17 protein-coding genes are annotated in these 19,678 nt (G+C 64.9%); 10 read left to right on the plus strand and 7 right to left on the minus strand.

The window, feature by feature from the left end; genetic code table 11:
* Window positions 1–2: 2 nt before the first annotated feature.
* Both VGE27_RS11540 and VGE27_RS11545 read left to right on the plus strand, forming a co-directional pair.
* Window positions 3–1,043 carry an NAD-dependent epimerase/dehydratase family protein gene (locus tag VGE27_RS11540; protein ID WP_331049806.1) on the plus strand — a complete coding sequence of 347 codons (1,041 nt, stop codon included), beginning with the start codon at window positions 3–5 and terminating at the stop codon, window positions 1,041–1,043.
* 26 nt (window positions 1,044–1,069) lie between these two features.
* The gene (locus tag VGE27_RS11545; RefSeq protein WP_331049807.1) at window positions 1,070–2,341 is read left to right on the plus strand and encodes an MFS transporter; all 1,272 of its coding nucleotides are present in this window, start codon (window positions 1,070–1,072) and stop codon (window positions 2,339–2,341) included.
* Window positions 2,342–2,360: 19 nt separating this feature from the next.
* On the opposite strand, the gene VGE27_RS11550 is transcribed toward VGE27_RS11545, so the two are convergent.
* From VGE27_RS11550 to VGE27_RS11565, 4 genes are read right to left on the minus strand one after another with little or no spacing between them, the layout of a single operon-like run.
* Window positions 2,361–5,318, minus strand: a complete 2,958-nt coding sequence (locus VGE27_RS11550) for a BTAD domain-containing putative transcriptional regulator (protein ID WP_331049808.1) — start codon at window positions 5,316–5,318, stop codon at window positions 2,361–2,363.
* A gap of 58 nt (window positions 5,319–5,376) precedes the next feature.
* Window positions 5,377–5,829, minus strand: a complete 453-nt coding sequence (locus tag VGE27_RS11555) for a hypothetical protein (protein WP_331049809.1) — start codon at window positions 5,827–5,829, stop codon at window positions 5,377–5,379.
* A complete protein-coding gene (locus VGE27_RS11560; protein WP_331049822.1) occupies window positions 5,826–6,266 on the minus strand; it encodes a globin family protein in 441 nt (146 codons plus the stop codon). The genes VGE27_RS11555 and VGE27_RS11560 overlap by 4 nt, the downstream gene beginning before the upstream one ends.
* Window positions 6,266–7,945 (minus strand): tail fiber domain-containing protein, encoded by a 1,680-nt coding sequence (locus tag VGE27_RS11565; RefSeq protein ID WP_331049810.1) that lies wholly within the window; start codon window positions 7,943–7,945, stop codon window positions 6,266–6,268. The genes VGE27_RS11560 and VGE27_RS11565 overlap by 1 nt, the downstream gene beginning before the upstream one ends.
* A gap of 271 nt (window positions 7,946–8,216) precedes the next feature.
* Between VGE27_RS11565 and VGE27_RS11570 the strand changes: the two genes are divergently transcribed.
* From VGE27_RS11570 to VGE27_RS11605, 8 genes are all read left to right on the plus strand, one after another.
* Entirely contained in the window at window positions 8,217–8,663 is a 447-nt protein-coding gene (locus tag VGE27_RS11570) for a hypothetical protein (RefSeq protein ID WP_331049811.1), read from the plus strand.
* 2 nt (window positions 8,664–8,665) lie between these two features.
* Window positions 8,666–9,634: a hypothetical protein gene (locus tag VGE27_RS11575; RefSeq protein ID WP_331049812.1), complete on the plus strand. Its 969-nt coding sequence runs from the start codon at window positions 8,666–8,668 to the stop codon at window positions 9,632–9,634.
* Between the two features lie 20 nt (window positions 9,635–9,654).
* Entirely contained in the window at window positions 9,655–11,001 is a 1,347-nt protein-coding gene (locus tag VGE27_RS11580) for a nuclear transport factor 2 family protein (RefSeq protein ID WP_331049813.1), read from the plus strand.
* A gap of 114 nt (window positions 11,002–11,115) precedes the next feature.
* The gene (locus VGE27_RS11585) at window positions 11,116–11,484 is read left to right on the plus strand and encodes a DMT family protein (RefSeq protein ID WP_331049814.1); all 369 of its coding nucleotides are present in this window, start codon (window positions 11,116–11,118) and stop codon (window positions 11,482–11,484) included.
* A gap of 225 nt (window positions 11,485–11,709) precedes the next feature.
* Window positions 11,710–12,363, plus strand: a complete 654-nt coding sequence (locus VGE27_RS11590; protein WP_331049815.1) for a TetR/AcrR family transcriptional regulator — start codon at window positions 11,710–11,712, stop codon at window positions 12,361–12,363.
* A gap of 113 nt (window positions 12,364–12,476) precedes the next feature.
* Complete coding sequence (locus tag VGE27_RS11595; protein WP_331049816.1) at window positions 12,477–13,889, plus strand: TolC family protein; 1,413 nt, start codon at window positions 12,477–12,479, stop codon at window positions 13,887–13,889.
* Window positions 13,890–13,949: 60 nt separating this feature from the next.
* Window positions 13,950–15,098: an efflux RND transporter periplasmic adaptor subunit gene (locus VGE27_RS11600; RefSeq protein WP_331049817.1), complete on the plus strand. Its 1,149-nt coding sequence runs from the start codon at window positions 13,950–13,952 to the stop codon at window positions 15,096–15,098.
* Entirely contained in the window at window positions 15,095–18,220 is a 3,126-nt protein-coding gene (locus VGE27_RS11605; RefSeq protein ID WP_331049818.1) for an efflux RND transporter permease subunit, read from the plus strand. The genes VGE27_RS11600 and VGE27_RS11605 overlap by 4 nt, the downstream gene beginning before the upstream one ends.
* On the opposite strand, the gene VGE27_RS11610 is transcribed toward VGE27_RS11605, so the two are convergent.
* The 3 genes from VGE27_RS11610 to VGE27_RS11620 all read right to left on the minus strand — a co-directional run.
* A complete protein-coding gene (locus VGE27_RS11610) occupies window positions 18,207–18,569 on the minus strand; it encodes a BON domain-containing protein (RefSeq protein WP_331049819.1) in 363 nt (120 codons plus the stop codon). The two genes, VGE27_RS11605 and VGE27_RS11610, sit on opposite strands and share 14 nt — an antisense overlap.
* A gap of 157 nt (window positions 18,570–18,726) precedes the next feature.
* Window positions 18,727–19,401 (minus strand): ankyrin repeat domain-containing protein, encoded by a 675-nt coding sequence (locus VGE27_RS11615; protein WP_331049820.1) that lies wholly within the window; start codon window positions 19,399–19,401, stop codon window positions 18,727–18,729.
* A gap of 29 nt (window positions 19,402–19,430) precedes the next feature.
* Window positions 19,431–19,678, minus strand: a 248-nt coding sequence (locus VGE27_RS11620) for a hypothetical protein (RefSeq protein ID WP_331049821.1), incomplete at its 5' end; no start/stop codon positions are given.

Genomic DNA, 19,678 nt, shown 5'->3' on the forward strand with positions numbered 1-19,678 from the left:
ATATGACGAGCACCGTGAAGCCGTTGCGCATTCTCGTACTGGGAGGCACCGGCTTCATCGGTCCTCACATGGTGGAGTACGCGCTGTCGCGTGGGCACACGCTCACGCTGTTCAATCGAGGTCGCACCAAGCCCGGCCTGTTTCCCAAGGCCGAGCAGTTGATCGGTGATCGCAATGTGCCGGATGGCCACGCGGCACTGGCCGGGCGCACCTGGGATGTGGTGTTCGACCTGCCGGCCACCAACCCGCAGTGGGTGGTGAATGCGGCGGCGGTGCTCAAGGGCAAGGTGGACCAATATGTCTACGTGTCCAGCACCGCCGCCTACAAGGACTTCGCGCGGTCCTTCCCCGACGAAACGCATCCCACGCAGGACCCGGCGCCCATCACCGGGCCCGATGCGGCGGCAGCACCGTTCGGCAACAAGAAGGTGCGCTGCGAGCAGCTCGTGCAGGAGGCGTTTGGCAACGGGGCGACCATCGTGCGGCCTGGGCTTATCGTAGGCCCCGGCGACCTGACCGACCGATTCACCTACTGGCCCGTGCGCATCGAGAAGGGCGGCGAGATCATCGCCCCGGGTAAGCTGGACGACCCCGCGCAGTGGATCGATGCCCGCGACCTCGCCGAATGGATGGTGCGCATGGTGGAGACGCGCACGACGGGTGTGTTCAACGCCGTGGGCCCGCGGACAGTATGTGGCATCGGTGAGTTGCTGTACGGCATCAAGGCGTGTTATGCCAACGACACGCGCTTCACCTGGATTCCCGAGTCGTTCCTCACGGAGCAGAAGGTGCGTTCGTGGGCCGAGATGCCGGTGTGGAGCTACACGGGCGCCAGTACGGTGGCATTCTGTACCACGGTGGTGGACAAGGCCGTGAAGGCGGGGCTTACGTTCCGCCCGCTGGCCACCACGGTGCGTGACGGGATGGCGTGGTACCACAGCCGTCCCGCGGCCGAGCAGGAAAAGTTGCGCGCAGGAATCTCGATGGAGCGCGAGCGGGAAGTGCTCGCCGCGTGGCATGCCAAACAGAGCGAGGGTCGGTGACAGCAGCGGGGGCGGAAGTCGGGTTCATGCGTCGCACGTTCAATCGGCTCGGCACCATCGAGCCTGGTGAAGAACGCGCCACGCTGTTGGCAGCGACGTACTTCTTCTTTGCCCTCGCCAGTTACTTCATCCTGCGGGCGGTGCGTGATGCCGTTGGTGTAGCCGCCGGCACCGATCGGTTGCCGTGGCTGTTCACCGGCACGCTGCTCACCACGCTGGCGATGAACCCGCTGTATTCGTCCATTGTGGCGAAGCTGCCGGTGCGGCGTTTCATCCCCATCGTGTACCGCATCTTCATCGGCCTGCTGCTGACGTTTGCCGGTGTGATCAAGTGGGGACCGCATACGTGGGAGCCGTATCTCGGTCCCGCATTCTGGATCCTCACCAGCATCTACAGCCTGTTCATCCCCTCGGTGTTCTGGGGATTCATGGCGGACACGTTCCGTCCGGAACAGAGCAAGCGCCTGTTCGGTTTCATCAGCGTGGGTGGCACACTGGGCGCGCTGGCCGGTGCATTCCTCACGTCACGCCTCGCCGAAGTCGTGGGCACGCCGGTGCTCATGGTGATGTCGGTGTTGTTGCTCGAAGCGGCGGTGCAGTCCGCGCGGCGCTTTCCGCCGAGCTTCCGTCCCGATACGCGGGCGCGTGATGAGGCTGAACAGCCGGTGGGTGGGTCTGCGTTTGCGGGGATCACGCATGTGCTGGCCTCGCCGTATCTGCTCGGCATCTGTCTCTACATGCTGATGTTCACCATCGGCTCCACGGTACTGTACTTCCAGCAGGCGGAGATTGTCGGCGCGCGCTACGCGGATCGCGAATCGCGCACCGCGTTCCTGGCCACCATCGACACGGTGGTGCAATCGCTGACCATTCTCGCGCAGTTGTTTGTCACGGGGCGCGTGATCAAGTGGTTTGGTGTGGCCGTGACGCTGGCCATCATGCCCGTGCTGAGCCTCGTGGGTTTTGCCGCGTTGGGCACCTGGGGCACGCTGGCCGTGTTCGTGGTGTTCCAGGTGCTGCGCCGTGCCGGTGAGTACGCGTTCGGGCGTCCCGCGCGTGAGGTGCTGTACACCGTCGTGCCGCCCGAAGACAAATACAAGGCGAAGAACTTCATCGACACGTTTGTCTATCGCTCAGGCGACCAGATTGGTGCGTGGAGCTACGCCGGTCTCTCAGCGGCCGGACTGGCGGTGAGCACCATTTCGCTGGCCGCCGCGCCGATGAGCGCGATCTGGCTGGCGGTCGCGCTGTGGCTCGGTCGTCAGCAGCTGCGCAAGCAGGCTGAGACCGCACAGTAAGTCTCGGCCACCCGCGCGACTATCGTGTCGCGCGGGTGGCCACGAGTGAGGTGAGACGCTGAGCCCGCGTGATGTACGCGGGCTCACCACGTGACCAGGCCCGTTGCACCCAGTCGGCGTGCCACGACGCCGAGTCGGCACGACCTGCGGCGTGATGCGCCTGCGCCAGCACTTCGTGCATCTCGGTCTGGGTCACGGCAATGCCGTCCACGACGTCGCGCAGGATGAATCGTACGGCCGTGATGGCGGCGTCGGGCTCACCACGCGCCACGAGTGCCCGTGCCAGCTCGATGTTGATGCGCGAGTGATAGCCACGCAGCGGCGGTGCCATGGCGGCCTGCCATTCGGCGATGGCCAGATCCGGCTTGCCCCGTGCGCGCCACAGCAACCCACGCACGTAGTGATGCGCACGCGTGTCACGCACCACACCACTCTGTGCACCGGCTTCTTCAATGGCGCGCAAACGACCGTGCAGCGCGGTTGTATCGCCCTGTTGTGCGACCAGGTCCGCCGCTGCCGTGAGTGCGATGGTGCGCAGGCGCCGCACGTTGGCGTCGTGTTCACCAGGGCGCACCGCTCCGGTTGCCATGGAGTCGAAGAGCGCGATGGCTGTCGGTGTGCGTCCCGCATCCGCCAGAATGAACGCGGGCAGATACGCGTGATTCAGCGCCATGCGGCCACCATCCACCGTATCGCGCACGGCACGAAAGCGATTCACCGCGACGAGCGCTTCCCGCATGCGTCCCTGATGCCGAAGAATGGTGGCCAGCTGCCACCATCCGTCGAGTCGTTGGTCGGTGGTAGCCAACGTGGTCTGCTCGCGTGCGAGTTGCTCCGCTTCGGTGAGACGGGCGGCGCGTAGCAGATTGCTGGTGCGTCGCACGAAGCCCGCGGGGTAGGCTGGATTGAGTGCGAGTGCCCGATCGAGTGCCCGTGATGCTTCGGGCAGGCGTCCCGTGAAGTCGAGTACACGCGAATACGATGCCCAGGCTTCCGTGGACTGCGGCTGCCGGTCCACCCAGCGCTTCACGATGGCAATGGCGGCGTCCGGGTTGTCCTGGTCCATGTACGCACGCGACAGCAATTGCACGGCTTCGCAGGCGTAGCAGTGTTCGGGGCGCAACGCACTCAGCGCCGCCGAGTCGATGGTGAGTGCGCGCTGCAGCAGGGGAATTGCTTCGCCGGGCATGCCCAGATTGAGACGCGCTTCGGCAGCAAACAACAGCGCTTGTGGATCACTCTGGTCCAGCTGCAGCAACGAGTCCGCCGTTTCCTTCAGGCCGGCCACCTGCATCGTGGACGCCCACCCCGCGCGGATGATCAGTCGCTCCCGTGCTGTGGCCCGCTTCGCGAAGTGCAGTGCACGCGACATCTCCTCGGCCATCTCGGCACGATTGGGATTTGCGCGCGCGTATTCGTACGCCGCCATGGCAAACTGAGAGTCGGCCCGCAGCGCTTCGCCAAAGAGGCGCCGCGCCGCCTCGAGATCATACGACGCATTCGCCTTCATGCCCTCGGCGTAAAAGCGATGCGCGACAGCCGAACGCGTGGTGACATCACGCACGCTGCCAGCGAGCGGTTCGATGCCAAATCCGTCGAGCAATCGCGCGGTGCCACTGTCGGCGAGCGCGAAGAGGTCTGTTCCGCGAATGGTGAGCGCGGCGAGCACGGCGCCACTCTCCACATCCACACGGCGCAGGTCCAGGCGCAGTGTACCGTCGCCCGGATCGAACAGTGATCCGTCGATGAGTTCATGCGCACCGGCATGACGGGCGGCACTGATGTAGGCTGCTTCGGTGCTGTCACCCACGCCGCCGTGATGCAACAATTCGCTGAGACGCGCGGCACTCACCACCCGCAGCGCTTCACTGCGCGCGAGACTGGTGGCCAGCAACGCGGCGAGTGAACGCACGGGGCCGGACGATGATGTGCGGAAATCGGCAATGAGGCCCACGGCGATACTTGGCGGCGCGTGATAGCGCGGCTCGCCCGGTGCTGGTTCATGATGCTGCAAAGCCGGTACGCCCCACACCGTGAATGCGGCAACGGCTGCGATACCGGCAGCGGCCATGATCCAGCGCGTGCGCGACCAGCGACGGCGCGGTGCCGCCGTGGATTGTGGCGCGGTGGTTTCCGATGGCGACGATGTGTCTACGGACGCTGGCACCGATGTGTCGGCCGGCGTTGGCACCGGCACTGTATCCACTTCGTTGGCCTTCGTGTCGACGCGGGTTGGTGCGTCGTGCACTGCCGGTGTGGATGCTTGTCGCGCACGCAATTCCATCGCCAGCGCCATCACATCACGATCCGGCGGCAGTTCCAGCTCCTGCTGGATCAGCGTTTCGTGAATAGCAGCCTGACGAATGGCTGCGGCCACTTCACCATTCGCGGCCAGCGCGCGCATCAACGAGAGCGTGGCCTGCGAGTCGAGCGGGTCCACTGCGGCGAGCTTGCGCCAGTACGCAATGGCATCGCCAAGCTGCCCCTGTCGCTCGGCAGTCGTGGCCAGCGTCTCGAGGGCGCGTGTGTAGTCACGCTCCAGTACGCGGCGTTCCTCGTCGGCCCAGCGTTCGAACGCTGGTGCACTCACGAGGTGAAAGCCGCTCAGGAATGGGCCGTCGTACAACGCCACCGCTTCCGCATGACGGCCATGACGCAGGTGCTGCGCAAACTCGCCGACATCGTGGGGCAGGAACTCGGCGTCAAGCTTGAGCTCCTGCGAACCCGTGATTACGCGCTCATCGCCCAGGTCGCGGCGCAGCGCATACAGCGCCTGTGCGAGGGCTTTGCGGCTACGTTCTTCGTCTTCTTCATCGGGCCAGAACAGCGACAACAGTCGGGTACGCGAAACGCCGCGCTCACCGCCGCGGGCCAGTACGGCCAGCAGCGCAAGGCGACGCTGCTGCGTGGCCGCACCACGCACTTCTCCCGCACTCGATACGACTGCGCAGCCACCGAAGGTGACAAACCGATTCATGACATGAAGAAGACGTGACTGCCGCGCTCCCCGACTCGGGTGAGCGGATACTTCCACATCATGCGTCGGCTGGCGTCTCGGGGGAAGGCGTGGCGCTCCGCGTGTGGCGCGCCATGAGGTGATCGATGATGGCGGCGCGGGCACTGACCTCGGCCGTGAAGGCCGGTGGGCAGGCATCGGGGAGCACATCGCGGCATGCCCACACCAGTGCCTCCATACCCGCGCGCTGACCAGCGCCGTCGAGCCCGCAGGTGCGTCCATGCTCCACCAGCGCGGCGAGTGCGGGCACGATGGCCGGATCGTCGAGCGGCACGCGCCAGGCCGCGATCACGTCGTGCATCCACGTATCGATGACGGCATGGGACAACGTTGGCAGTGGGCCGCCCATGCGCCGCAGCCCATCCAGCCGTGCAGCGAATGCCTCTGTCATGGCGAGATGCACATCCGTGATGCGCGTGCAGAGCGGGTCGAGCGGTGATGACATCGGGACTGCGACGATCGGTGCGGTCACGAGTCGCGGGCCTGAGGCACACCGACACTGGTGTGCGCTGCTTCCTGCATCGCGGTGGCGAGTGCACCGTAGGCTTCCGCCCACGCGGCACGCGCCTCACTGGTGAAGGCATCGCCCAGGATGTCGGCAAACGTGTCGAGCAACGCGCCGCCCACGAGATCGTAGTGCGCATCCTGCACGCCATACGCGGCGTGCCGCCGGCCCAGCGCCTGCACCGCGGGCAGCAGTTGATCGAGGCGATCGAGACCCCGCACCACCACGGCCAGTGTCTGCGCGAGCTTTTCACCCTGCGACGGCATGTCGGTGTTGGTGAACAGCGCGCGCAGCAACGGGTCGCGCTGGAACAACCGGTCATAGAACAGGGGAGCCACCGCATCGGTGGTGGCTCCCATCAGGTTCCATGTCGACCGGATCGTGGCGATCTGGTCGGCGGTCATCACGGATTGCGCGACGTGTTGGCCAACTGACTCGCGAGCTGTGTCACCAGTGCTTCGAGCTGCGACAGGCGCGCGGTGAGTGCGGCGTTTTCTTCACGCAGGGCAATCGTTTCGGCCTTGAGCGACTTCGTGCGCAGCTCGAGCGCCTTCACACCCGCGACGGCCACACCATCGATGTCCACCGTGCTGATGGCCTTGTCGGTGTCGCCCAGGTTGAACGCCGCGCGGAACGCTTGTGCGGTGGGGCCCATGTGGCGCGTCGCCGTGTCTTCGGCCGTGTAGTTCCAGGTGTACACTGGCAGCGCGGCCAGCTTGCTCAGCACCGATTCACCGTCGACGGCGTGGAAGTTGGCCTTCTTGGTGGAGTCGGAGGTGTTGGTCCACACGCCGCCGCCCGAGAGAAACGCTCCGGTGCTGGTTTCGAGGAGGCGCCCCGAATTGACACTGGCCTGGGGGCTATTGCCCATCCAGAATCGCGTCCCCTGCATCACGAAGTGCCCGTCGAGGTAAGCCTTTGCCGCGCCCACGCCATTCGACGCACTGAGCACGATGGCGTTGGGGTGGCCGTTCGTGTCGGCGTTGCGGCCCACGGCGATACTGTTCGACCCAGACGCGGTTCCGTAGATCGCGCCGGAGAAGCTGCCGCTCGCTATACCGCGCAGGGATAGCGACGCCTGGCCAGATGCGTCTCCTCCGATCGCGAACGCCGAACTTCCCGAAGCGATCGCGCCGTCGCCAAACGCGAAAGAATGTTGCGCGGACGCGATGCCCTTCCACGCGAGAGACTGAGTGCCGGTTGCCTGTCCGCCGCTCAGTGCGGTCGACGAGCTGCCAATTGCACGCGAATAGTTGCCAAGCGCTACGCTGGTATTGCCCGAAGCAATCACCTCCTGGCCCATGGCCACACTATTCTGACCCGACGCTTTGGCATAGGAGCCTGTCGAGAACGACGTCCACCCGGACGCCTCATTGTTGTCGCCGAACGAGGCAGACGCACCGCCAATCTTGCTCGCCGTCCAACCATCCATCGCGTTGAACCCGGCCCGCAGTGCGCCATAGCTGCCGGCCCACATCAGCGTGGGGTCGGTCGCCTGCGTCACCAGAGGTGCCGCGGAAGCGCCCGTTGGGTTCCGGACGACGAACCCGGACGACGTTCGCACGCCGTTCGAGAGCAAGTACTGCGAGTGGTCGTCATCGCCCAATCCCGTCAGCGCGCCATGATCGCTGATTCCCGAACCGCCACCGGCCGCGACCGTCTTCGCCTCCCACCGACTCGTCGACGCGTTCCACGCCAGCACCTGCCCATCGCTCGGCGGCGTCGTCGCGAGCGCCCGACCCAACAGCTTGCCCACGGTGAGATTGCTGAACACCCCGGTCACATCGCCAGCGGCGATGTCGGTCGTCTTGACCGCATTCTGTAGCGCGACCGCTGCGTCGGTGCCGTCCGTCCAGCTGAACGCGACATGCGTGGGCTGGAGGCAGTTGGCCGGCGTATTGGCTGCCTTGATGCGATAGACCGTTCCTGATGCAGGCACGTAGCAGGCATGGAACACCGCCTGCGCTTCGGCCGGTGTGCTCGTCAGGGCAGAGGCGAGTGTGAGCGCGGCCAGGGTCAGCGTGCGGGGGAGGAAACGCCGAGCGGTGTCACGTGCGTCGGCGCAGCGTGCGAAGGAGGACATGGAAGTCTCGTGGGATTCGAATGTGGTCGGGTCGCACGGCCAGATGGGCCGCGTTGGACGCCGACAAGCTCGAAATCGCCCTCGCCTGGCCATCACCGGGGCAAAAACCGGTCAGGTGATGCGCAGGTGATCGGCACGTGATGCCCCGGAGACCGCCGCCGCGACGTTAGGGGCGTTCCACACCACCGGACGCCTTCGGAATCGCTGATCGCTTTTCCCATAGGCGCCGGACTTCCCGGTCCTTTCATCGCCCTTCATCGGATCTCCGATCATGTCGCCCGCATCCCATTCCATTCACCACACGCCATCGACGCCGATGCGCCGCCTGTCCTGGTCCCTCCTGGTCGCGGCCTCCACCTTCACCGCGTGCGCCGATGCGCACCCTGTCGCGCCTTCTATTGAAGTGCCGGATGTCTCGGCCGAGGCCAGGCAACAGCAACTCGCCGCCACGCTGGCCGTGGTGGTCGATGACGCCAGCTCCCGCCTGCTGGCCGACCTGGGGACGGACACGCCGGTGGCTCAGGCCTTTGGCGCGCTGCATCATGCGCTGGTCGGGGCTGATCGTCAGGCCGCCCTGATCGCCCTGCACGACGCGGAACTGGCGCTCGATTTTTCGCAGGCTGCCCAGTCGCTGGATCTGGCCGACCGTGCGGCGCTGTCGCTGCAACTGCAGGTGGTGCGCAGCCAGTTGGTGCACCCGGTGGGAGAGGTGCGCTGATCATGGCGCGCTTCCTCCTGCGCACGCTGGGGGCCTTTGGGCAACTCCGGCTCTGGTCCGTGGGGGCGATGCTGGCAGGGGTGACTTCGGCGACCATGTTGTTCGCCCCTGCCTCGGCCCGGGCCGATAGCCGCGCGTTCACGGTGTGTTTCATCAACGGTGTGCGGTCATGCACCTATCTCGAGCTCACCACCACCGCGTTCTTCGACGGTGGTGGTGGTCGCATCGGCACGGGCGTGGAAGTGTTCGTGCGTCATGCCGAAGGCGGGATGGACAACAACGCAGCGGTGATCAGCGCGCTGACCGGATTTCATTTCGCCTATGCCGGTGGCGCGGTGACGCCAAACGGTGCAGCCGATGTGTCTGATGAGCTCGGGCTCACGTCGTCACTGGTGCTCACGAACGATCCTGCGGTTGCGCCCTATCCGCTGTACAGCGACGGCTGGCGTCACACCGCGCGCAGCAGCACGGGCACAGCGGCGAGCCCGGAGTTCGACAACTATCTCGCGTTCACCAATGCGTTGCAGGTGGACAACGGCAATGGTCAGTTGCTCACGCAGTACGTGGGTGGATGTGGCGCCGCATCGTCAGGTGGCACACTCGACGCAGTCTATCAGACAGAACTGTGGACGTGTGGTGATGGTGGCTACCAGTTCCTCACCTTCACCGATGCCTGGTTCGACGCCAACGATGTGCATTCGGTGGGTGTGAGCACCTGGGCGCGGTTTGCCGACAGTGACATTGGTGTTGCCGCATTCTGCACGCGCTATCTCGACACCAACACCAGTTTCGGGGATGCCGACGGCACGTTCACGGCACTCGGTGATGTGTGCAGTGGTGGTGTCGTGGTGGATCCGCCCGTCGACCCGCCGGTGAATGTGCCCGAACCACAATCATTCTCGATGCTTGTTGTAGCCGCGTTGATGCTCGCGCGGCGGCGTACTATGTCACGTCTGGAGGGTGTGTGCTGAGTTATGTCTTGATGTCGGTCATGGCATCGTGGCAGCCCGGTGTTGCGGCGGGCACGGTGTGTGGTGCCCTGCCGACCACCATGCGCGCGGCGCGCGTGCATGTGCAGGGCATCAGCACGACGCTGCGTGTGGATACGGTGGCCACTCCGCGCGTGGCACCAAACACCGTGTTGGTGCGTGTGCATGCAGCCAGTGTGAATCCGGTGGACTGGAAGCTGCAGGACGAAGGCACGCTCAAGCCCATGGCCATTCCCGGTGGAGACTTTGCCGGTGAAGTGGTGGGCGTTGGTGCTGGTGTCACTCGCTTCCGCTGTGGCGATCAGGTCGCCGGTACGGTGGATCAGGTCGAGACGGGTGGCAGCTACGCCGAATACCTCGTGGCACCACTGGACGCGGTGGTGAAGAAGCCGGCGCGCTACAGCATGCAGGAAGCGGCAGCGTATCCGACGGTGGCGATTGCGGCGTGGCGCTTTCTCGTGGCTGGGGCCAATGTGCAACGCGACGAACGTGTGCTCGTGCACGGGGCATCGGGTGGTGTTGGCTCGATGGTGGTGCAGATCGCCAAGGCGCGCGGCGCGGTGGTCATGGGTACCGCGTCGGCGCGCAATCACGACTTTGTGCGCTCGCTTGGTGCGGCACAGATGATCGACTACACCACCACGCGCTTCGAGGACGTGGCGCGCAACATGGATGTGGTGGTGGATGCCGTGGGAGGCGAGACCCTCACGCGCAGCGTGGCGGTGATGCGAAAGGGTGGTCGTCTCGTGTCGTCGGCGGGGTCGGTGCCTGCAGCGACATGCCGCGCGGCGGGCATTGTATGTCCGGCACGCGCGCCGTGGGATGTGCAACGTGGCCTGCAGTATGTGGCACCACTGATTGAAGCCGGACAGCTGCAGGTGCACGTGGACAGTCTGTACACACTGGATGAGATCATGGCCGCGCAGCAGCACAGCCGCAGCGGTCGCACGCGTGGCAAGGTGGTCATCGACCTGCGCGCGCAGGAGACGCGTGGTGCACTCGAGCCATTGCAGGCGTATCTCGATGGCCATGCCACCGGGCGTGGAGAGCGATTCCGTCGTGCCTTTGCGGCGGATGCGATGTTGGTGGGCATCAAGGACGGTCAGTATCGGCAGTGGCCCGCGAGTGAATACATCCGGTCATCGTCCAGCGAACGTACTCCAGCCGATGAAGCGCAGCGGCGTCGGCGTATCGAGTCGCTGTCCATCACGGGCGACGTCGCCTCCGCGGTGCTGGCACTGGACTATCCCGACATGGTGGCGCGCGACCACATGACCCTGCTCAAGCGCGACGGGGAGTGGCGGATCGTGGTGAAGGCCTATCACGCCAGCACACCCACTCGTCCGTGACGTTGCTGGACCGAGGTCACCCGGACTGAACCAGGGCCCCGGCGCACATAGGGCCGGGGCCTGTCATATTTGAGCGGCATTCCCGGTCCCGTCCTCACCGCCGCCCATACTCCCATGTCCGGTCTTCTGTCCGGTCCGATTGTCCGCACGGTCCTGCTGCTCACGGCGTCCAACGTCTTCATGACGTTTGCCTGGTACGGTCACCTCAAGAATCTCAGCGGGCGGCCGTGGATCATCGCTGCCCTGATCAGCTGGGGCATCGCCCTGTTCGAGTACCTGCTGCAGGTGCCCGCCAACCGGATCGGGGCGACGAGCATGTCGCTTTCCCAGCTCAAGATGCTGCAGGAGGCGATCGCGCTGACGGTCTTCGTGCCGTTCGCCGTCTTTTATATGAAGCAGCCGGTGAAGCTCGACTTCCTGTGGGCGGGGCTGTGCATCATGGGGGCGCTCTACTTCATGTTCCGGGGCTCGACAGGCGGATAAAGAGAGGGAGATGAAGGGATGGAATGGTTTCCTGCTTGCCGCTTCGCGGCGAAAACCGCATGAATCGAAGGGAATGAAAGGGAAAGCTCCTGCTGTTTTCCCTTTTCTCCCTTTGATCGCCGCGTAGCGGCCGCTGTTGACCCTTTCAATCCCTGGCCTACCCTTTCAAGGCCGGCTATGTATTCAGTGACTTGACAGCGTTAAGTGAAGTACGCAGATTGAGGCATGAACACCGCTGAAATCAGGAACGCATCGCTGGCCCGCCGGGAACGGCAAAAGGCCGAGACCAGGCAGGCCATCCTCGACGCCGCTCGGGAGTTGTTCGTGGTGGACGGGGTGGAAGCCACCACGATGCGCGCGATTGCAGCCAAGATCGGGTATACGCCAACCGCCATCTACCACCATTTCAAGGACAAGGATGCCTTGATCATGGAGCTGTGCATGGCGGACTTCCGGGCACTGGGTGCGGCCATGTACAGCATCGGTCGCATCGAGGATCCGATCGAACGAATCCGCCGGATGGCCAAGGCCTACGCCGATTTCGCACTGGCCAATGCGAGCCAGTATCGCTTCATGTTCATGACAGATCACGGCCACTCATTCGATGAAGAGGCCGACAAGATCGAAAAATCACCCGAGGAAGACGCCTATGCCTTCCTGCTCGGCGCGGTCGAAGAAGGCATGCAGCGCGACCAGTTCCACACCGAGTTCGATGAACCACACGCCCTGGCCCAGACGTTCTGGAGCGGAATCCATGGAGTCATCTCGCTGTGGTTCACCCACCAGAACAACAGCTACATCAATCTCCGGGACCCCCACCAGGCCGTGGAACGCATCTGCACTATCATGATGCGCGGCACCCTCCGAAACCCGGAGTGACCTTCCGCCGTTAGGTGGATCGCGGTATCGTCGGTCTCTGACCCATCACGTTGCAGGGCGCTTCGGCGCCCTTCTTCATGCACTCACGCTTAACACTGTTAGTCGGCAAAGTCATGTACAGTAAAACGTCGACGTTCAACATTGCCCGCCTCGTGCCGCGCCTGACGCGCGGGCTCGCCATGGGGCTGCTGCTACCAACGCTGCCGACGCTGGTCGCCGCGCAGCAAGCCGCGGAACCTCCAACGGCACGCGCCATCCTCGACGGCTACGTGAGCGAAGCCATCTCGGCCAATCTCGCGCTTGCCCAGCAGACCGCCGCACTGCGCCGAGCCAACGCGGGGGTTCGTGAAGCCAACGGACGTTTCCTGCCGTCGGTGGGGCTCAACGCCCGGTATTCCGAGTTCAGCGGCGTGGTCAACATTGGCGACTTCATCAATCCCGCCTACGCCGCACTCAATCAGCTCATCGGCGAGGAGCGCTTTCCCACCAATGTCGCGGCGACGCTTCCGTTCCGGCAGGAAACGAAGCTCGAAATGACGCTGCCGCTGTTCAATGACGCGCTCTTCGGTGCCCGGGCTGCAGCGCGCGCGCAGCGAGATCTGATCGGTGCTGGGCGCGCCACCGCCATGCGCCAGCTTGCCGCCGATGTGCAACTCGCCTGGCTGGGTTATGCCACGGCCACTCGCGCCGTCGAAACCTTCGAGGCCACCGTGCCGGTGCTCGATGAACACCTGCGTGTGAGCGAGCGCCTCATTGGGGCAGGGCAGGCCACACCCGATGTGTTGTTGCGCGCGCGCGCCGAACGCAGCGAACTGCAGCAGCAACTCGATGACGCGCGTCGCCAGCGGGATGCCGCGCGACGTGCCGTGAACCTGCTGCGCAACCGCGATGCGGACACCGATGTGCGACTCGCGTCGGACAGCACGTTGGTGCAGGCCGACACGCTGGCCGTTGAGGCGCTCATTGCCAATGCCCTCGTACGCCGCGAAGAACTCGCCCAGGCGACGGGCGGCATTCGCCTCGCGCAGGCGCAGGAGCGCGTGGCCACGGCATCGTATCTGCCCAATCTCGCACTGGCCGCGAGCTATGGTGTCCAGGGCAACACCTACCGCTTCGATCGCAACAACGATGTGGCGCTCGCTTCACTTGTGCTGTCGTGGAATCTGTTCAACGGCACGCAGGACGCTGCCCGTCGTGAACAGGCACAAGCCCTGCGCAGTGAAGCGGAATACCGCCAGCAGGAAACCCAGCGCGCCATCCGCATGCAGGTCGACAATGCTGTGGATGCGGTACGCGTCGCGCGCGCCGGCCTCACCACTGCCGACGATCGCCTCAACGCGTCGCAGCGCGCGTTCACGCTGGTGCAGCGCCGCTACGCCGAAGGGTTGGCCACGCCGGTGGACTTCCTGAGCGCACGCACGGCCTTCACGGCCGCCGCCATCAATCAGGTGATCACGCGCTTCGCGCTCGCTTCACGACTCGTGGAGCTCGAGCGCGCCGCCGCCCTGCGCACGCTGCCTCACTGATTCGCACTGACTGCTTCTGACGAACGACACCGACTCCGCACACACCTCCACGAGTCTCTCATGTCCACTGCATATCCTTCGTTGCGGCCCACGACCTATCTGTCCGCCGCACTGCTGCCGCTGCTCGCCGCGTGCTCCGAAAGTGCCGCCAACAAGACGGCTGATCCCGCAAATGCCTCACCGGCCATACCCGTCAGCGTTGCGCAGGTAAGCGATGCCAGCGCCTCGGCCCCCGTGACGGTCACGGGCACATTCGGCTCACGAGACGAAATCCCTCTCGCATTCAAGATCGGCGGCGTCGTGGCACGTGTGCTGGTCGACGAAGGCGCCACCGTGCAGCGCGGCCAATTGCTCGCGGCGCTCGATCTGCGCGAGATCGATGCCGCCGTCGCCAAAGCCCAGGTGGGTGTCGACAAGGCGCAGCGCGATCATGCACGCCTCGAACGGCTCGCCGCCGACAGCGTGGCCACGCTCGCCCAGTTGCAGGATGTCACATCCGCACTCGATGCCGCACGCGCCGATCTCACCACTGCCCGTGTGAACCGTGAGTACGCCACCATCGTCGCACCGGAAGCCGGAATCGTGCTGCGCCGTCAGGGCACACCTGGCAGCACCGTCAGCGCCGGGCAGCAGGTGCTCTCGCTTGGCGGTTCACAGCGCGGTCGCGTGCTGCGCGCCGGACTCACCGATCGGGATGCCATGCGTGTGCGCACCGGCGACAAGGCCAGCGTGCACTTCGACGCCGTGCCCGATCGTACGTTCAACGGCACTGTCGTACTGCTCGGCCGCGCCGCCGATGCGCGCACGGGCACGTTCACCGTGGAAGTGTCATTGAGTGGTGCTGATGCGCTGCCCAGTGGACTGGTTGGGCAGCTCACCGTGCAGGTACGGCCCACGCAACAGGCGAGTGCCGCAAATGCTACCGCGCGTCACGCCATTCCGGTGGACGCGCTCATCGAAGCGGACAAGGACTCCGCCACGGTGTTCACCGTGAAGGGTGGCGCCGAGCCCATCGCACAGGCCGTGCGCGTACGAGTGGCGCAGCTGCAGGGTGACCATGCCACAGTAGATGGTCTCGACGCCGATGCGCAGGTGATCACGCGCGGCGCCCCCTACGTGACCCATGGCGCGCGGGTTCGCATCATCACGCAGGCCACGCTCGACTCGGCGTCGCCCGCGGCCACAGCGAACAAGGGGAACGCTCCGTGAATCCCCTCAGCAAGCTGGCCGAATTTGCCGTGAAGCGGTGGCAGTTCACGGTGTTGCTGTTCCTGATGTTTGCCGCGCTGGGTGTGTCCAGCTGGATGGCCATCCCGCGCGCCGAGGATCCCGACTTCCCGGTGCCCATCTTCACGGTGGTGGCGGTCTATCCGGGCGCTTCGCCGGAGGACATGGAGCAGCTCGTCACCGATCCGGTGGAGAAGCAGCTCAAGACACTCACCGATGTCATCAAGCTGGAAAGCACCAGCTCCGATGGTCTGTCAGTGGTGCGCGTGGAGTTCGACCCCAACGTGGACGCCGAGCGCAAGTACGATCAGGTGGTGCGCGAGGTGAATGCGCTACGTCCGACATTGCCGGCGGCGCTCAACCGGTTGGACATTCAGCGCAACGAAAACTCCGATCTCACGGTGTTTCAGGTCGCTCTCGTGGCACCGTCGGCTCCGTATGCGCAGGTGGATGACATCGCCAAGCGCCTGGAAGATGCGCTGGAACAGGTCCCCGGTGTGAAGCACGCCAAGCGCTGGGCCGCGCCGCCGCGGGAGATGCAGGTGACGCTCGACCTGGGTCGTCTCGCGCGACTTGGCATCACGCCCGCACAGGTCTTGAACGCGCTGGGCAGCGACAACACGCAGATCCCCGGTGGTTCGGTGGACGTGGGCACGCGCCGCTACAATGTGGCTACCACGGGCCGCTACCGCACCGCGGCCGATGTGGAGCGCACGGTGATTGCCGGCGCAAACGGCGCCATGGTACGAGTGCAGGACGTCGCCGCAGTGTCCTGGGGTGATGGCGATGCCGTACACATGGGTCGCTGGAACGGGCAGCGCGCCATGTGGGTCACGGTGGCCGTGCAGAAAGGCCAGAATGTCTCGAGTGTGAAGGAAGCCGTGTGGCAGGTGCTCGATACGTTCGAAGGCACCCTGCCCAAGAGCGTCACGATGGCCCGCGGCTTCGATCAGTCGGAGAACGTCGATCGCCGTCTGGCGCGTCTTGGCGAAGACTTCGTGATCGCCATTCTGCTGGTGCTCATCACGCTGCTGCCATTGGGCACGCGCGCATCCATCATTGTGATGATCTCCATTCCGCTGTCGCTCGCGATGGCGGTCACCATGTTGTACGCCACCGGCTTCTCCATCAATCAGTTGTCCATTGTGGGCTTTGTGATTGCCCTCGGCTTGCTGGTGGACGATTCCATCGTGGTGGTGGAGAACATCGCGCGTTTCCTGCGCAACGGATATTCACGCACCGCGGCGGCCATCGAGGCCACCAAGCAGATCGGCGTGGCCGTTGTTGGCGCGACAGGCACGCTCATCTTTGCCTTCCTGCCACTGCTGTTCCTGCCTGGGCTTGCGGGCAAGTACATCCGCTCGTTGCCCATTGCGGTGGTGTATGCGGTGCTGGCCAGTCTGTTCGTATCGCTCACCATCATTCCGTGGCTGGCCAGCCGGCTCATGCCACGCACCGAGTCGGAGCACGGCAACCGCGCGCTGCAGTGGCTCGACGGTGCCATTCACCGCACGTATGCGCCCCTGCTGGGCCGCGCGATGGCGCGTCCCTGGACCACATTGGGCCTGTCGGCGTTGCTTGTCGTTGGGGCGGTGGCGCTCGTGCCGGCCGTGGGTTTCTCCCTGTTCCCCAAGGCGGGCACCCCGCAGTATCACGTGGATATTGCCACACCCGACGGTACGTCGCTGGCCGAGACCAATCGCGCAGTGCGCTACGCCGAGGGTGTGATCGGCACGCATCCGTCTACCCGAGCCGTGCTGGCCAATGTGGGCAAGGACAACCCGGCCGTGTACTACAACGTGTTTCAGCGCGCTGAGGCACCCAATCGGGCCCAGATGCTCGTATTGCTCAACGCGTACGACAACGTGCGCACGCCTGTGATGCTCGACTCGTTGCGCGAGAAGCTGGCGCTGTATCCGGGCGCGCGCATCGAGCTCAAGGAGTTCGAGAACGGCCCGCCCATCGATGCGCCCATCGCCATGCGCGTTGAAGGCACCGACCTCGATACACTGCAACAGATCGCCGCGCGCTACGAGAGCGTATTGTCGAGCACCGAGGGCACGCAGTATGTGAACAACCCCGTGCGACTGCGTCGCTCGGACCTGCAGCTCGTCGTGGACAAGCAGAAGGCCGGGTTGCTGGGTGTACCGAGCGCCGAGGTGGAGCGCACGTTGCGGCTTGGCATTGCCGGGCTCGAGGCCGGGAAGATCCGTGCCGACAATGGCGAAGAGTATCCGCTCATGGTGCGCATCGCGCATGAGGGTCGGCCGGCACCGGAGGCGCTGGACCGCATCTTCGTGAGCAGCGTGACCGGGGCGATGGTGCCGCTGTCGCAGCTTGCCACCACGCGCTTCGAAGCGTCGCCCACCACCATCGATCACAAGGATCGGCAGCGCAGCGTCACCGTCACCAGCTACGTGCGTTCGGGCTACAACACCGACGCCGTGACACGCACCGTGATCGCACGTCTCGATTCCATCGCCCTGCCGGCGGGATACACATTGCATCCGGCCGGTGAAATTGAAAGCCGCGAGGAGAGCTTTGGCGGTATCGGCAGCGCCATCATCGTGGCGGTGTTTGCGATTCTGGCCATCCTGGTGCTCGAGTTCCGCGACTTCCGCACCACGCTGGTGGTGGCCTCGGTGATTCCGCTGGGTGTGGTGGGTGGCATCGTGGCGCTGTTGTTCAGCGGCTACACGCTGAGCTTCACGGCCATGATCGGCTTCGTGGCGCTGGTGGGTATCGAGATCAAGACGAGCATTCTGCTTGTGGACTTCACCGATCAGCTGCGCCGGGAAGGTGTGCCACTCGATGAAGCCATTCGCCGGGCCGGTGAAGTGCGCTTCCTGCCCATCGTACTCACCACCTTCACGGCCATTGGTGGTCTGCTGCCGCTCGCCGTGCAGGGATCGGGGCTCTATTCACCACTCGCGTGGGTCATCATTGGCGGTCTGGTATCCAGCACGCTCATCGCGCGCCTGGTGACACCCGTGTTGTACAAGCTGCTGGCGCCCGCGCTACACGATGAAACGACGGAGGCCGAACCGATGCTGGTCGGTCCGGCCTCCGTGTCACCGGCGATGCCGGGGGTTACTTCGGCTTGATCGTGAGATCGTTGATCACCTTGTAGCCCACAGCCTTCGCGGTGGCGACTTCCTCGGCCAGCTTCTTCTGGTCTTCAGTCGGTACGGTGCCGCGGAGCGTCACGGTCTTGAGGTCCTCGTTCGTATCGACGTTGACGTCACTGGCGTCGATACGCGAGTCGGTGGTGAGCGCGGTCTTCACCTGACCGGTTTCCAGCGCGCCTTCCATCGAGTTGCCCGCGTCCGCGGCCATCTCGGCGGTCTTGTCCGCCGCGTTCTCCGCGTCCTGCTTCGCTCCATCGGCTGTATTCCCGCAAGCGGCCGTCATGGCGAGGACGGCCAACGTTCCGAGTACCTGGCGTGTGTTCATGCGAATGCTCCTGTCTGGAGGGACTTCGTGCGTTGTCGTACGAAGCGCAGCGGATTGCGCCGCTGTTTCAGTACGACCCACGCCAAATCACGAAGATCCGGTGTTTTGGTGATGTTGAGCACCAATGCACCACATTGCCCATCTTCTGGAAGCGATGTCAGCCGTCGGTATCCATCTGCGCGAGGCGGTCACCGAGCTCGGCAAATCCGCGCGCGGTGGCGAGCATGCCTGGCGTGCTTCCGTCATCCATGCGCGCATGCGCATCGGCGCCACGCGCGATCAGCAGGTCGCACAGCGCCTGATCACCGCGCGATGCTGCGAGATGCAGCGGGGTGATGGCATGTGCGCCGCGCGCGGACACATCGGCGCCGGCAATCACCAAACGCCGAACAATGGTGGCGTTGGTGGCACCGGCCAGCGCCGCATGCAGTGGTGTGTTGCGCGTGGCGTTGGTGCTCAGCGCATCCAGTGGCGCGCCGTGATCGATGAGCAGGGCCACGGCGTCCACCTGACCGAAGAATGCAGCCAGATGCAACGGTGTCCATCCATCACTGCTGCGGCGCACACGGGCATCGTCATCGTCCTGGATCGCCGTGCGCAGCGCTTCCACATCACCGAGTGCGGCCGCTTCGGCGGCATCGGGGGCCCGGCCATGCAGCAGTAGCGGCGCGAGATCGGCAGCGCCGAGATAGCAGGCATGCAGCACCAGCGATTCACCACCGGCAGCGCGATACGTCGCGATGACGGGGGTATCGCGAAACATCTGTTCGATGGTGGCGCGATCGCGGCCGCGGATGGCGGTCAGCAGTGCTTCAGGTGCCGTGGGAACCATGCGACCGTGATGGAAGGGTGTGTCCTTGCTCAGCCAGGGCGTGTGACGGCGGCATCACGCAGTCGCGCAATCGCCTCGCGGGCTTCACGCAGCTGGGGTTGCAGCGGGTCTTCGGCTTCCTGCCAGAGCGCGAGAAAACGTTCGTACGCTTCGACGGCCTTGGTCTTGTCGCCGAGCTGTTCGTAGAGCTTGCCGCGCAGCGCGAACTGCCGCACGTACACGGCCCAGGTGATATCCAATCCGTCGTTGCGCTGGAAACGCGCCGGATCGATGGCTT

Source organism: Gemmatimonas sp. (assembly GCF_036405635.1).
In the GTDB taxonomy this organism is placed as follows: Bacteria; Gemmatimonadota; Gemmatimonadetes; order Gemmatimonadales; family Gemmatimonadaceae; genus Gemmatimonas.